This window comes from Mesorhizobium sp. STM 4661, assembly GCF_000359125.1.
Classification (GTDB): domain Bacteria; phylum Pseudomonadota; class Alphaproteobacteria; order Rhizobiales; family Rhizobiaceae; genus Mesorhizobium.
This window is the reverse complement of sequence record NZ_CAAF010000078.1, coordinates 20,211-33,639: the sequence shown is the minus strand read 5'-3', so window position 1 is coordinate 33,639 and position 13,429 is coordinate 20,211. Positions and strand designations below refer to the sequence as shown.

Annotated in this window: 13 protein-coding genes; 3 read left to right on the top strand and 10 right to left on the bottom strand. The window is 62.4% G+C overall.

Annotated elements, in window-relative coordinates; all coding sequences use genetic code 11:
• Window positions 1–59: 59 nt before the first annotated feature.
• From MESS4_RS26520 to fabA, 4 genes are all read right to left on the bottom strand, one after another.
• Entirely contained in the window at window positions 60–1,604 is a 1,545-nt protein-coding gene (locus tag MESS4_RS26520) for a bifunctional diguanylate cyclase/phosphodiesterase (protein WP_006337953.1), read from the bottom strand.
• Between the two features lie 85 nt (window positions 1,605–1,689).
• Complete coding sequence (fabI, locus tag MESS4_RS26515) at window positions 1,690–2,502, bottom strand: enoyl-ACP reductase FabI (protein WP_006337952.1); 813 nt, start codon at window positions 2,500–2,502, stop codon at window positions 1,690–1,692.
• A 15-nt stretch (window positions 2,503–2,517) separates the two neighbouring features.
• Complete coding sequence (gene fabB, locus MESS4_RS26510; RefSeq protein WP_006337951.1) at window positions 2,518–3,738, bottom strand: beta-ketoacyl-ACP synthase I; 1,221 nt, start codon at window positions 3,736–3,738, stop codon at window positions 2,518–2,520.
• Window positions 3,739–3,769: 31 nt separating this feature from the next.
• On the bottom strand, window positions 3,770–4,288 hold the full coding sequence (gene fabA / locus MESS4_RS26505; protein WP_006337950.1) for a 3-hydroxyacyl-[acyl-carrier-protein] dehydratase FabA: 519 nt from the start codon (window positions 4,286–4,288) through the stop codon (window positions 3,770–3,772).
• A 241-nt stretch (window positions 4,289–4,529) separates the two neighbouring features.
• On the opposite strand from fabA, the gene irrA reads away from it, so the two are divergent.
• Together irrA and MESS4_RS26495 are read left to right on the top strand one after the other, a co-directional pair.
• Window positions 4,530–4,961, top strand: a complete 432-nt coding sequence (gene irrA, locus MESS4_RS26500; protein WP_006337949.1) for an iron response transcriptional regulator IrrA — start codon at window positions 4,530–4,532, stop codon at window positions 4,959–4,961.
• A gap of 91 nt (window positions 4,962–5,052) precedes the next feature.
• Entirely contained in the window at window positions 5,053–5,481 is a 429-nt protein-coding gene (locus MESS4_RS26495) for a hypothetical protein (RefSeq protein ID WP_006337948.1), read from the top strand.
• 49 nt (window positions 5,482–5,530) lie between these two features.
• Here the strand turns inward: MESS4_RS26495 and MESS4_RS26490 are convergent, their stop codons facing one another.
• Complete coding sequence (locus tag MESS4_RS26490; RefSeq protein WP_006337947.1) at window positions 5,531–6,088, bottom strand: SH3 domain-containing protein; 558 nt, start codon at window positions 6,086–6,088, stop codon at window positions 5,531–5,533.
• A 157-nt stretch (window positions 6,089–6,245) separates the two neighbouring features.
• Here MESS4_RS26490 and MESS4_RS26485 point away from each other — a divergent pair, with 157 nt between their 5' ends.
• Window positions 6,246–7,247 carry a D-glycerate dehydrogenase gene (locus MESS4_RS26485; protein ID WP_006337945.1) on the top strand — a complete coding sequence of 334 codons (1,002 nt, stop codon included), beginning with the start codon at window positions 6,246–6,248 and terminating at the stop codon, window positions 7,245–7,247.
• A 43-nt stretch (window positions 7,248–7,290) separates the two neighbouring features.
• On the opposite strand, the gene MESS4_RS26480 is transcribed toward MESS4_RS26485, so the two are convergent.
• The 5 genes from MESS4_RS26480 to dnaA all read right to left on the bottom strand — a co-directional run bounded on the left by MESS4_RS26480 (window position 7,291) and on the right by dnaA (window position 12,950).
• The gene (locus tag MESS4_RS26480) at window positions 7,291–7,779 is read right to left on the bottom strand and encodes a GNAT family N-acetyltransferase (protein WP_006337942.1); all 489 of its coding nucleotides are present in this window, start codon (window positions 7,777–7,779) and stop codon (window positions 7,291–7,293) included.
• Window positions 7,780–7,783: 4 nt separating this feature from the next.
• A complete protein-coding gene (locus MESS4_RS26475; protein WP_006337940.1) occupies window positions 7,784–8,539 on the bottom strand; it encodes a molybdopterin-synthase adenylyltransferase MoeB in 756 nt (251 codons plus the stop codon).
• A gap of 99 nt (window positions 8,540–8,638) precedes the next feature.
• A complete protein-coding gene (gene recF, locus MESS4_RS26470) occupies window positions 8,639–9,778 on the bottom strand; it encodes a DNA replication/repair protein RecF (RefSeq protein ID WP_006337938.1) in 1,140 nt (379 codons plus the stop codon).
• 176 nt (window positions 9,779–9,954) lie between these two features.
• Window positions 9,955–11,073 (bottom strand): DNA polymerase III subunit beta, encoded by a 1,119-nt coding sequence (dnaN, locus tag MESS4_RS26465; protein WP_006337922.1) that lies wholly within the window; start codon window positions 11,071–11,073, stop codon window positions 9,955–9,957.
• 404 nt (window positions 11,074–11,477) lie between these two features.
• The gene (dnaA, locus tag MESS4_RS26460; protein WP_244441230.1) at window positions 11,478–12,950 is read right to left on the bottom strand and encodes a chromosomal replication initiator protein DnaA; all 1,473 of its coding nucleotides are present in this window, start codon (window positions 12,948–12,950) and stop codon (window positions 11,478–11,480) included.
• Window positions 12,951–13,429 lie beyond the last annotated feature (479 nt).

Genomic DNA, 13,429 nt, shown 5'->3' with positions numbered 1-13,429 from the left:
CCTTGGTCTTCAGCCGAGGGCGCGCTGCGGATTTGGGATAGGCGGCTGAACGATACCGCTCAGTGCAGGTTGGCGACACGCCGTTCGCGGATCCCATGGACGGCGAGCGCTCCGCCAAGCTCAAGCGGTGCCGGCCGCCCGTACAGAAACCCTTGCACCACTTCGCAGCCGGCCGCCCGAAGCAGCGTCGCCTGGGTTTCGGTCTCGACGCCTTCCGCGATGATGCTGACGCCGAGCGCGCGCGAAAGCCCGACAATGGTCGAAACCACCGCACCGGAGCTGGAATCGGTATCGATGCGGCTGACGAAGGAGCGGTCGATCTTCAGCTTGCCGAACGAGAAATCGATCAGATAGCTCAGATTGGAATAGCCGGTGCCGAAATCGTCGACGGCGACAGAGATGCCCATCTCGGCAAGCTGCCGCAGGATGGTGGCGGCGCGGTCGCGGTCCTGCATCATCGCCGTCTCGGTCACTTCCAGCTCCAGCCGCGACGGCTTGATGCCGGTGCTCGCCATCGTATCGCGCACGATGCCGACGAAATCCTTGGTCATGAACTGGACCGGCGAGATGTTGACGGCAACAAAACAGTCCTCGGGCAGATGGCGGGCATCGCTGCAGGCCTTGCGCAGCACCCATTCGCCGATCGGGCCGATCATGCCGGTTTCCTCGGCGATCGGAATGAACTCCATGGGCGCGATCATGCCGCGTTCGGGATGCCGCCAGCGGATCAGCGCTTCGTAGCCGACGATGCGGCCGCTCGAAAGGTCGAGTTGTGGCTGATAGTGCAGGTCGAAATCGCCGCGGTCGAAAGCGGTGTGCAATTCCGATTCGATCCACTGGCGATAGTCGGCGACCTGGCCCATGTCGGAATGGAAGACCGACCAGTTGCCTACCCCGCTGGCGCGCGCGTTCTGCAGCGCCAGATTGGAACGGCGCAGGATCAGGACGGGATCGACGCCATCCTTCGGCATCGCCACGATGCCCACAGACAGGCTGACCGATTGCAGGTGGGAGCTGAGCTGGTAGGGCTCCATCATCTGGTCGATGAGCTTCTCGACGGCGCTTTCCAGCGACCCTTCTATCTCCCGGTCGGTGATGAGCACGGCGAACTCGCCGGCGCCGATGCGCCCGATCACCGCGCCCTCCGGCAATGAGTCCTTCAGCCGGCTGGTGAAGACGCCGATCAGCTCGTCGCCCTGGCTGTAGCCGATCGCGTCGTTGATCTGCTTGAAACGGTCGATATCGATGTCGATGAGAAACACCGGTTCGCCGGTCTTCATCGTCGCGGATGCGGCGTCGGCAATCCTGCCGACCATTGCCGGGCGCGCCAGCAGGCCGGTCAGCTTGTCGAAATGGGTTTCCTTGAAGACATAGTCCGCCGATTCATCGACGCCAGCGAAGAAGGACAGCGCCGCTCCCGCGGAAGCGAGCGCGCAAAGTGCCGCTATGATGGCTATCATCGTTCCGGTCTGCATGGCGGCAAGGCCGTCGCCGAAACCGAATTTGAGGCCCCACAGCCCGAGGATGAAACTGCCGATACCCGAGCTGGCAATGGTGAGCAGCCGAAAGACAGGTGTTCGCGTCGGATTGCCGGCAGCAGACATTGTGCAAAGTCCCCAAGTTGGGGGACTTTTAGCGGACATCTCCTTAAAATGAGTTGCCGCGAATATTAATAATTTTACTGGACTGCTAGTCCTTGCCGCCGTCGGTTTGCTTCAACTCGTCGAGCGTCGGCATGGAGACGATGTGGTAGCCGGAATCGACATAGTGGATTTCGCCGGTGACGCCCGATGACAGGTCGGACAAGAGATAAAGCGCGGAACCGCCGACCTCGTCGATGGTCACGGTACGGCGCAGCGGCGAGTTGCGCTGCTGGTAGGAAAACATGTGGCGTGCATCGGAAATCCCGGCGCCGGCCAGTGTTCGCACCGGTCCCGCCGATATGCCGTTCACCCTGATGCCGCGCGGGCCGTAGTCATTGGCGAGATAGCGGACGCTGGCCTCCAGCCCGGCCTTGGCGACACCCATGACGTTGTAGTTCGGCATGACGCGGACGGAGCCGGCATAGGTCAGCGTGATCATCGAGCCGCTGTCCCCCATCAGTCTGGCGGCGTGACGGGCGATCTCGGTGAAGGAATAGCAGGAGATGACCATGGTGCGGACGAAATTGTCGCGGCTGGTGTCGGCGTAGAGACCCTTCAGCTCATTCTTGTCGGAAAAGCCGATGGCATGGACGACGAAGTCCAGCCCGCCCCAGGCCTTGCCCAAAGTCTCGAAGGTGGCGCTGACCGATGCACTGTCCTCGACATCGCAAGGCACCACCAGCGATGCGCCAAGCTTGTCGGCGAGCGGCTTGACCCGGCGCCCGAAGGCATCGCCCTGATAGGTGAAGGCGAGTTCCGCCCCGTGTTCGGACAATTTCTTGGCGATGCCCCAGGCGATCGAATGATCGTTGGCGACACCCATGACAAGTCCGCGCTTGCCCTTCATCAATCCGTCCATGGCCGGCAAAATCCCTTATGCGGAATAGCGCTGGAAAACCAGCGTCGCGTTGGTGCCACCGAAACCGAACGAATTGGACAAAACAGTGTCGATCCTGGCGTTATCGATGCGCTTTCGCACGATCGGCATGCCCTCGAATTCCGGGTCGAGGTTCTCGATATGGGCGCTTTCGCCAATGAAGCCGCCTTGCATCATCAGGATCGAATAGATCGATTCCTGCACGCCGGCCGCACCCAGCGAATGGCCGGTCAGCGATTTCGTCGAGGTGATGAAAGGCATCTTCTCGCCGAACACCTCGCGGATCGCCCCCATTTCCTTGGAATCGCCGACCGGCGTCGAGGTGCCGTGCGTGTTGATGTAGTCGATCGGCGAGGAGACGGTCGCCAGCGCCTGCCGCATGCAGCGCACCGCACCTTCGCCCGAGGGCGCCACCATGTCATGGCCGTCGGAGGTCGCGCCATAGCCGACGATCTCGGCATGGATCTTGGCGCCGCGCGCCTTGGCATGCTCGAGCTCTTCCAGAACCAGCACGCCGGCGCCGCCGGCAATGACGAAACCGTCACGATCGACATCGTAGGCGCGGGACGCGACCGATGCCCTGTCGTTATACTTCGACGACATGGCGCCCATCGCGTCGAACAGGTCCGACATCGTCCAGTCGAGATCCTCATGGCCGCCGGCGAAGACCATGTCCTGCTTGCCCCACTGGATCAGCTCGTAGCCATTGCCGATGCAGTGGGCCGAGGTCGAACAGGCTGAGGAGATCGAATAGTTGACGCCGTGGATCTTGAACCAGGTGGCAAGCGTCGCCGAGGCGCTCGACGACATCGCCTTCGGCACGGCGAACGGACCGATGCGCTTGGGGCTGCCGTTCTTGAGGGTGGTTTCGGCTGCCTCGGCGATGGTTCGGGTCGACGGTCCGCCCGATCCCATGACGATGCCGGTGCGTTCATTGGTGATGTCGTTCTCGCCAAGCCCGGCATCCGCGATCGCCTGATCCATGGCGACATGGTTCCAGGCCGCACCTTGCGACAGGAAACGCATGGCCCGGCGATCGATCATGGCTGAGGGGTCCAGCGTCGGCGCCCCCCAGACCTGGCAGCGGAAGCCGTGCTCGGCGAAGGAATCGGAGAAGCTGATGCCGGATTTGGCATCGTGGAGCGAGGCCTGCACCTCGTTGGCATTGTTGCCGATCGACGACACGATGCCGAGGCCTGTTACTACGACCCGTCTCATGGGCTGCTCCTTCCAGAGTGTCCGGTGACGGTCAGGCGACCGCCGATTGCTTTGACAGACCCACTTTGAGATCCGTTGCCGCGTATATGGGCTCGCCATCCGCTTTCAGCCAGCCATCGGCGATGCCAAGCACCAGCCGCCCGCGCATCACGCGCTTGAAGTCCACGCCATACTCCACCTTCTTGACTGACGGCGTGACCATGCCCTTGAACCTCACTTCGCCGGTCGACAGCGCCATTCCCTTGCCCGGCTCGCCGAGCCAGCCGAGGTAGAATCCCGTCAATTGCCACATGGCATCGAGGCCGAGGCATCCCGGCATGATCGGATTGCCGATGAAGTGGCAGGCGAAGAACCACAGGTCCGGCTTGATGTCGAATTCCGCGCGGATGAAGCCCTTGTCGAAGGCGCCGCCCGTCTCGCTGATCTCGGTGATGCGGTCGAACATCAGCATCGGCGGATAGGGGAGCTGGGCGTTTCCAGCTCCGAACAGCTCGCCGCGGGCGCAGGCAAGCAATTCCTCGTATTCGTAGCTGGATTTCGAACCCGCCATCAATCGTCCCCGTAATCATCCCGGGCGGTAGGGCGCCCTTGTCGTTGGTTTCCTAACACAATCTGTTTCAGGCCGGAAACCGGCGTTTGCGCTTAACCTGCCCGTCTGCCCGGGTCAATGCGCGCTATTGATCGTATTCGGCCGACAGAATATATGTCAGGAGGTGTCCAGTTTCGGCCGATATTGTTTTTTTGCCATTCTGGGCAGGTCTTGGGGCGGAACTGTGAGCTTCGACGGATAGATGGATCTGGGCTGCCGGAAGGAAAATGTCGCTGTGGACAAGCGGGTTCGCGAAGCCGGCCTGAGGCCGACGCGCCAGCGCATCGCGCTGGCCGATCTGCTTTTCGCCAAGGGCGACCGCCATCTGTCGGCAGAGGAGCTGCACGAGGAGGCGATCGCTGCCGGCGTGCCGGTGTCATTGGCCACCGTCTACAACGCCCTTCACCAATTCACCCAGGCGGGCCTTTTGCGCATCCTGGCCGTCGAAGGATCAAAGACCTATTTCGACACCAACACCTCCGACCACCATCATTTCTACATCGAAGGCGAAAACAGGATTTTCGACATCGCCAGCGGTCCCGTCACCGTTTCCAACCTGCCGGAGCCGCCGGAAGGCATGGAGATCGCCAATGTCGACATCGTGGTGAGGCTGCGCCCCAAACGCTGCGATTGATCCGCTCGTGACGAGGCCTGTCGATCTGGGGATCGGACTGCTTTGCGCCTTTTAAGAATTGATCCCATGGGTGTTTTGTAGGCGCAGCAAAATGAACGAACAACCGGAAGTCATTGCGACAAAGAGAACAAGCGTCGTCCTCTTCGGAGCCTACGTCGAGTTCATGAAAATGATGCTCGGCAACCTGTTCATCATGTGCGCCGGTTCGGCAACCGCCCTCCTGACTTTTGCCGGCGCCAAGGGGACAAGTTCGCCCGACCTGATCAGTGAGGCTGGCTTGAAGACGTCCGTTATCTTGTTCGGCGTCGGGGCTTTTTTCGCGGTGGTAGCCACCGGTCTTATGGGCTGGCAAGAAAACACGAACTCCAGCCTCGTTGAGAATGCGGCTCCTGATGCGGGCCAGGTTCTCGGACGGCACAATTTCCAAAGCTACCGCTGGGGGCTCTTAGGCTTGGCGTTCATGTTTTTGGCCGGGCTCTCCTTTAGCGTAGGCTGCTACTACGGTGTCGTCTTGAAGTAGCCCTGTCTGGACGGGTTGTTGCCCGTTCGGCGCCCAGTGACCGGCGGGATCAGTTCTTGACCCGCTCGCCCGGATAGGCGCCCCATACGAGCGACTGGGCGAGCCAGCCGGTGTGGCCGTCGAAAGTCATCTCGCACCACTGGCCGTCGCAGGACTTGATCGTGCCCATCACGCCGGGCTCGACGATGGCGACGACGCTGGCATCCTTGTCCGGGTCGTCGAGAAGGTTGATTCGGCCACCCTTGCCGCGCTGCCAGGGCGCCACGATCGCCGTGCGGCGGCCCGAAAGCAGCGACTGGTTGATCCAGCCCTCCGAGCCGTCGGCGTCGCGCACGCGACGCCATGTATCGAATTCCTGGATGATTTCCATCGGCAGGCCGGGCTTCATGTACATCCAGTCGACGGAGTAGTTGACGCCTGGTCCGACGCGGGAGTTGACACGGCCTGATTTCAGGCTGACGAAACGCGGCAGCGGCAGACCGCTCGGCCCGAGCGTGATCGTCTGTGCGGGTGCCGCCGCACTTTGTGCCGCCACGACAGGGGCGTAAAGCAGAGCGCCGAGAAATGCTGCGCAAAGGGTCAGGCGGAGCGACGCGAAACCAGACACTTTCGTTCCTTTCGGCGCTCGCCCATGGCCCCGGCGCCCCTTTTTCTTTGTCTTCGGCGGCACCGCTTGTTACATGGATGACCGGCGCCGTGATCGGTTCTCAGTTTCGCCGGTCTTGGTTAAAGAGGTCTCAACGAGATCGGGATTCGAGGGAACAATGGCAGGCAAAAAACGGCCGCTCGTGGTCATAACGCGCAAGCTGCCCGACCCGGTCGAGACCCGCATGCGCGAGTTGTTCGACGCCCGGCTGAATGTCGAGGACAGGCCGATGACGCAGCCGGAACTGGTCGCGGCGGTCAAGGAAGCCGACGTGCTCGTGCCGACCATAACCGATCGTATCGATGCCGCGCTGATCGCCCAGGCCGGCGACAACCTCAAGCTGATCGCCAATTTCGGCAATGGTGTCGACAAGATCGACGTGGCGGCGGCGGCCAAGAAGGGCATCACCGTCACCAACACGCCCAACGTGCTGACCGAGGACACGGCCGACATGACGATGGCGCTGATGCTGGCGGTGCCGCGGCGGCTGGCGGAAGGCGCCAACGTGCTGACCGGCGACAAGAAATGGGCCGGCTGGTCGCCGACCTGGATGCTGGGCCGGCGTATCTGGGGCAAACGCCTCGGCATTGTCGGCATGGGCCGCATCGGCACAGCGGTTGCCAGACGGGCCAAGGCTTTCGGTCTTTCGATCCACTACCACAACCGTAATCGCGTACTGCCGGCGGTCGAGGACGAACTGGAGGCGACCTACTGGGAAAGCCTCGACCAGATGCTTGCCCGCATGGACATTATTTCGGTCAACTGCCCATCGACGCCGGCAACCTTCCACCTGCTTTCGGCGCGGCGGCTGGCGCTTATGCAACCGTCCGCTTACATCGTCAACACGGCGCGCGGCGACATCATCGACGAGGAATCGCTGGTCAAGCTGATCCAGGACGGCAAGGTCGCCGGCGCCGGCCTCGACGTCTACGAGCACGAGCCGGCGCTGAACCCGAAACTGCTGAAGCTCGCCGCCAAGGGCAAGGTCGTGCTTTTGCCGCATATGGGCTCGGCGACGCTCGAGGGCCGCATCGACATGGGCGAGAAGGTCATCATCAACATCCGCGCCTTTTTCGATGGCCACCGCCCGCCGGACCGCGTGCTGCCGCTGCGGGCGTGAACAGCCATCGCGGGACCGCCCTGCACCTTATGTCGATGCAGGCTTACGAAAGCTCCTTGCGCATGGTGATCGAGGTCGCCCGGCTGTAGCCGTCATGCGCCGTCCGTTGCGTCTCGCGAAAGCCGAGGCGGGCGAAGGCCGCGTGATTTCCGGTCAGTTCGATCCTCGTCTGCAACTCGATCGCGCGCTTGTCGAGGTCGCGGGCAAGAGACTCGGCAGCTTGCATCAGCCGCCTGCCGACGCCTTGACCCTGAAGACCCGGCTCTACCGCCAGCTTTCCGACATAGAAGTCGTCAGCCCGCTCCAGGACGAACACACAGCCGATGATCCTGCCATCCTTCTGTGCAGCGAAGACTGTCTCCCGCCCGGCCTTGTCCCGAAGATTCTCGACGGTAAGCCGATGCGCCGAGGATGGCGGATCGATGACGCCGTCCATCGTGGCAAAGGCACGCATGACCAGCGCCAGCACCTCGTCCCAACGGTCGCAATCGGCTGGAAGCTGCGTGATTGACACGCCCGTGGTTCGGTCCATGGGTCTAGTTCTTCTTGTAGCGGATCGTGTCGAAGCGCGCTGCCAGCGCATCATAGAGCAGCAGCCGGCCGACGAGCGGCTCACCGATTCCGGCGATCAGCTTGATCGCCTCCATCGCCTGTAATGTGCCGATGACACCAGTCAGCACGCCGAGCACGCCGGCGACGGCGCAGGACGGCACCAGTCCGGGCGGCGGCGCCTCGGGAAAAAGATCGCGATAGCTCGGGTTCGGCCTGCCGTCCGTGCCGGTCTCGAACGGTTTCAGCACCGTCACCGAGCCGTCGAAGCGGCCGACGGCGGCGTGCACCAATGGCCGTTTTTCCGCCGCGCAGGCGTCGGCCACCGCATAACGTGTCTCGAAATTGTCGGAACCGTCGACGACGACATCATAGCTGGCGACGAGGGCAGGGGCGTTGTCCGCCGTCAGCCTGAAATTGTGCTCTTCCACCGCGACGTGGGGGTTGATGCGGGCGATCGCCGCCTTGGCGCTGCCGGTTTTCGTCATGCCGACTGTGTCGGTGCCGTGGATCACCTGCCTTTGCAGGTTTGACAGCGAGACGGTGTCGTCGTCGACGATGCCGAGCGTGCCGACACCCGCGGCGGCGAGATATTCGAGCACCGGTGCCCCCAGCCCGCCGGCGCCGATGACCAGAACCCGCGCACGTTTCAACCTTTGCTGGCCGGCGCCGCCGATTTCCGGCAGCACGATGTGGCGGGCATAGCGTTCGAGTTCTTCGTCGGTGAAGGCGGCGATGGTCATCGCCGGACCATATAGTGAGGGGAAAATCTTGTCAGGGGCAAATGCATGTCGCCCAAAAGTGCATAGCGGTTTTGGGATACGATATGCATAAACAAAGACTTAGACGGTTAGCCCAACCGTGCCGTGGTCGACCGTCAGGAACTGCGCCCGTCCCTTGAGGCTGGAAAACAGCGACGCGTCGGTTCCCGTCATGAGGGCCTGGCAGTTCAGCTCTTCCAGGATCGAGAACAGTGCGGCGCGCCGGCCGCCGTCGAGATGCGCCGCGATCTCGTCGAGCAGCAGGATCGGCGTCATGCCGGACATCTCGCCGGTCAGCCTTGCATGCGACAGCACGATGCCGACCAGCAGCGCCTTCTGCTCGCCGGTCGAGCAGAGTTCGGCCGGCATCGCCTTGGGCCGGTGCCGCACCACCAGATCCGAACGGTGCGGGCCGTCGAGCGTGCGCCCGGCGGCGCGGTCGCGATCGCGGCCTTCGGCAAGGGCGCGGCGAAACCGTTCCTCGACATCGACTGCTGGCGAGTTGGCGACCGCGCCTTCCAGTTCGCCGAACAGGCCGATATCGGCTTGCGGAAACGGGCCGTCGCCCGGCAGCCTGTCGATCATGGCGGCAAGCAGGCGCACCAGCTCGGCACGCGCCGCGGCAATCGCCACGCCGGTTTCGGCCATCTGCGTTTCGATCGCATCGAACCAGGCGCCGTCGCGCGAGCCGTCGGCAAGCAGCCGGTTTCGGCCGCGCATCGCCTTTTCATAGTCGAGCGCGCGCTGGCCATGGCCGGGATCGATCGCCAGCACCAACCGGTCGAGAAAGCGCCGCCGGTCGGCGGCCGGGCCGGGGAACAGGCCATCCATCGCCGGCGTCAGCCAGACGACGCGCAGCCATTCGAGCATGTCGTCGGCCGAGCGCGCCGCCGCGCCGTTGATCCGCACCCGCCGGCCGCCTTCACCGGCGGTGTCGCCGCCTGAAATCCCGGTGCCGATCTCGACCGGGCCATCCGGCCCATCGAGCCGGGCATGTAGCGCGAAGCCGCCGTCGCCGCTCTCGCGCGCCACATCGGCGTAAGGCGCGCGGCGCAGGCCACGCCCCGGCGACAGCAGCGAGATCGCTTCCAGGAGATTGGTCTTGCCGGCGCCGTTGTCGCCGGACAACACCACGGCCCCTGGATCGAGCCCGATCGACAGCGCGGCATAATTGCGGAAATTCGTAAGTGTAAGCTTACTTATGTGAGTTTGTTCCGGCAACCGCTATCCGCCTATAAATGCATGTCGCGCAAAAGTGTGCAGCGGTTTTGCGATAACGATATGCATAAAACAAGAATCTAAAGCGCGTCGCATGAGGCCGGTCGAACGCGACGCGCTTTTAGAAGTTGCCGCAATCATTGTCGTCGTGGCGCAGCCAGACCGGCGACGCAGCGCGGCTACACCCGCATCGGCATCAGCACATAGAGCGCGGTTTCGTCGGCCATGTCGTGGATCAGCGTCGGCGAGCCTGCATCCGCCAGCATGAACTTTGCCTCCGTGCCGGTCAGCTGGGCGGCGACGTCGAGCAGATATTTGGCGTTGAAACCGATCTCGATCGGGTCGGATGAATAGTCCGCGGCCAGCTCCTCGGTGGCGCTGCCCGAATCCGGATTGTTGACCGCAAGCGTGACCTGCCCCTCGGCGATCGAAAGCTTCACGGCTCGGCCGCGTTCGGAAGAAATGGTCGAGACGCGGTCGACGGCGGCGGCGAAAGACTGACGGTCGATGATCAGCTTCTTGTCGTTGCCTGTCGGAATCACCCGCTGATAGTCAGGGAAGGTGCCGTCGATCAGCTTCGACGTCAAAACGACACTGCCGATGGTGAAGCGGATCTTGGTGTCGGACAATTCGGTGGTGACGGCTACATCGGGGTCGTCGACCAGCTTTTGCAGCTCGCTGACCGTTTTGCGCGGAATGATGATGCCCGGCATGCCTTCGGATCCTGCCGGCGCATCGATCTCGGCGCGCGCCAGACGATGGCCGTCGGTCGCGACCGAACGCAGCTTCAGCTTGCCGCCGGCCTCATGCGTGTGCAGATAGATGCCGTTCAGATAGTAGCGTGTCTCTTCGGTCGAGATGGCGAACTGGGTCTTCTCGATCAGCCCCTTTAGCGCCACCGAATCGAGCCGGAAGATATGCGAGAATGATCCGGCCGAAAGCTCCGGAAAATCGGACTGCGGCAGGCATTGGAGCCGGAAGCTCGATCGGCCCGAGGTCACCGTCACGGCGTTGCCGTCCTCGTCGGTCTTCAGCATGACCTCCGCCCCGTCGGCCAGCTTGCGCACGATGTCGTAGAGCAGGTGCGCCGGAACCGTTGTCGCCCCGCCGCGCTCGACCTTTGCGGGCGTGGCTTCGGTCACCTCCAGATCGAGGTCGGTCGCCTTCATTTCCAGAGTGGCGCCCTCGGCGCTCAACAGCACGTTCGACAGGATCGGTATGGTGTTGCGTCGTTCGACCACGCGATGAACGTGATTGAGCGACTTCAGGAGATTTGACCGTTCCAGGATAACACGCATGACGAAACAGGCTCGCTTGAATGAATGAACGGGTCTCCGCCTGGCGGCGTCCCGCGAAAGGTCTGAACAGGCTCAGAATCTGCACAAACTGACAGGAAAAAACCCGCAAACGCAAGCCCGCGCCACCGGTTCAAGCCGGTTACGCGGGCTTTCTGGGGATAAAGCCTGCTAATGCATGTCGCGCAAAAGTGCGCAGCGATTTTTCGACAACGACATGCATAAAACAAGACCTTAAAGCGCGTCGCATGAATCGGTTTAAACGCGACGCGCTTTAAGTCCGCAAGCCAAAGCATCGGACCCAAAAATGGGTACCGATTCTGGGGCAACGACATGCATAAAAACAAAGATTTCAAGCGCGTCGCATGAATCATCCAAACGCGACGCGCTTTCGTTTCTCGGGCCGGTCAGGCCTGATCGTTGATCAGTCTTCTCAGCAATTCAAGCTCCTGCGCCAGCGTGTTGTCGACGCCCGAGAGATCCTCGATCTTGCGCACGGCATGCAGCACCGTCGTGTGGTCTCGCCCCCCGAAACGCCGGCCGATCTCCGGCAGGGAGCGTGGCGTCATCACTTTCGACAGATACATGGCGACCTGCCGCGGCTTGACGATGGTGCGCGTACGCCGGTTGGACAAGAGTTCGGTCTTCGACACATTATAGTGGCGCGCGACGATGCGCTGGATGTCCTCGATGCGCACCCGCTTGGGTTCGCCCGAACGATAGATATGGCCGAGAATCTCGTCGATGCGGTCGATGGTGATCTGCGGTTCGAAGGACTGGCGGAACAGAAGCTGGTTGAACGCGCCTTCGAGTTCGCGGCCGCTGCCGGTCACCGTGCGGGCGACATGGTTGAGGATCTCCTCGGAAATGTCGAGCGATGCGTCATCGGCCTTGGCGGTGGCAAGACGCAGCTTGAGCATGCCGATGCGCATGGCGAAATCCGGCGCCGACATTTCGAGCGCGACGCCGCCATTGAGGCGCGAGCGGACACGGGGCTCCAGCGATTCCAGCTCCGACGGCGGCCGGTCGGCGGCAACCACCACCTGTTTGGCGCTGTCGAGCAACATATTGATAAGATGGCAGAATTCGTGCTGGATCGATTTGCCCTGCAGGAACTGCATGTCATCGATGATGAGGAGGTCGATGTCGCGCAACTGTTCCTTCAGCGTCAGCGCGTTGTTGTCGCGGATCGCGGTGGCGAATCGCCACATGAAATATTCGGCTGTGAGATAGACCACGCGCGATTTCGGATTCTGCTTCAACGATTCCGCCGCGATCGCCTGCAAAAGGTGCGTCTTGCCGAGCCCGACCGTCGCATGGAGAAAGAGCGGATTGAAGCGCACCGCGCTCGATTGCGATTCCGCCACTGCCTTGGCGGCGGCGAAGGCCACGCGGTTCGACGGTCCCTCGATGAAGGAGCCGAACGTGTAGCGCGGGTCCAGCGGCGAACCGAGCACATTGTGCCTGAACTCGGTCTCTGCAGGCATTCCCGGGCGAGGTGCCGGTGCACGCTCCGCCCTGCCAGGGCCTGCCGTGCCGGCGGCCAGCGCAGTTTGCGCCTGCCTGGTCATCTTGCGCGCCGGTGCCGCTTCGGGCTCGACGCCGTTGCGACCCGGGCGGGTAGCGTTGCGCACGACGATCTCGATCTTGAGGATTTCGGGATCTTCGCGTTTCCACAGCTCGGCGATAAGGTCGAGATAGTGGCCGTTGATCCACGAGCGCAGGAAGGCTGTGGGCACGGAGATACGGACAATGCCCCGGGACGCCTCGGCGACCTTCATGCGTCCGAACCAGCTCGAATAGACCTCGGTTCCCAGACGCGCCTTCAACTGGGTCTTGACCCGGTCGAACTTTTGTTCCGCGTCGCTGGAAGCCGACATGTCGTCCCCTCCGATCAAGGTTCCAGGAAATGGGAGGTCGCCCGTGAGCTCCCTTTCGATGCCGCTCTGCATGATAGAGTTCCTTGTCCTTTTGTACCTTTATTTCCGCCGGGGATACGCCTCCTGCATCCATGTTTCCGGCGACCGTGTCTTCGCTGCGTCATCATCGCCGCCGCCGGCAATGGATGTCGCTTCGTTGTCAAGGGACCGGCGCCGACCTCTGAGAGCCAGCCCGCTTTGGTTATGCCAAGGCAAAGCAATTCCACCCGGCGAAAACGCCGGTGCGTCGTTGACCTGCCATGTACAATTACGCCAGTCCCCTACCGCATCGAAAGACAAACCAAACCCGTGCGCGGAAATGATCCACGTCATGAATTCCGCCATTTTCAGCTGGCCGATTCAGGCTGGGTTTAAGGGCCAATGGCCCGTCCCTCTCGATAGACCGACATTAACGAAATCGTTGTGGATAGGGCAAGGCC

Excerpts from the sequence above, each read along its gene's own strand:
- irrA (WP_006337949.1), top strand. The coding sequence starts at position 4,530 with ATGGATCTGGGCTGCCGGAAGGAAAATGTCGCTGTGGACAAGCGGGTT.
- fabA (WP_006337950.1), bottom strand. The coding sequence starts at position 4,288 with ATGGCGGGTTCGAAATCCAGCTACGAATACGAGGAATTGCTTGCCTGC.
- MESS4_RS26495 (WP_006337948.1), top strand. The coding sequence starts at position 5,053 with ATGAACGAACAACCGGAAGTCATTGCGACAAAGAGAACAAGCGTCGTC.
- dnaN (WP_006337922.1), bottom strand. The coding sequence starts at position 11,073 with ATGCGTGTTATCCTGGAACGGTCAAATCTCCTGAAGTCGCTCAATCAC.
- MESS4_RS26480 (WP_006337942.1), bottom strand. The coding sequence starts at position 7,779 with ATGGACCGAACCACGGGCGTGTCAATCACGCAGCTTCCAGCCGATTGC.
- MESS4_RS26475 (WP_006337940.1), bottom strand. The coding sequence starts at position 8,539 with ATGACCATCGCCGCCTTCACCGACGAAGAACTCGAACGCTATGCCCGC.
- MESS4_RS26485 (WP_006337945.1), top strand. The coding sequence starts at position 6,246 with ATGGCAGGCAAAAAACGGCCGCTCGTGGTCATAACGCGCAAGCTGCCC.
- fabI (WP_006337952.1), bottom strand. The coding sequence starts at position 2,502 with ATGGACGGATTGATGAAGGGCAAGCGCGGACTTGTCATGGGTGTCGCC.
- MESS4_RS26520 (WP_006337953.1), bottom strand. The coding sequence starts at position 1,604 with ATGTCTGCTGCCGGCAATCCGACGCGAACACCTGTCTTTCGGCTGCTC.
- fabB (WP_006337951.1), bottom strand. The coding sequence starts at position 3,738 with ATGAGACGGGTCGTAGTAACAGGCCTCGGCATCGTGTCGTCGATCGGC.
- dnaA (WP_244441230.1), bottom strand. The coding sequence starts at position 12,950 with ATGTCGGCTTCCAGCGACGCGGAACAAAAGTTCGACCGGGTCAAGACC.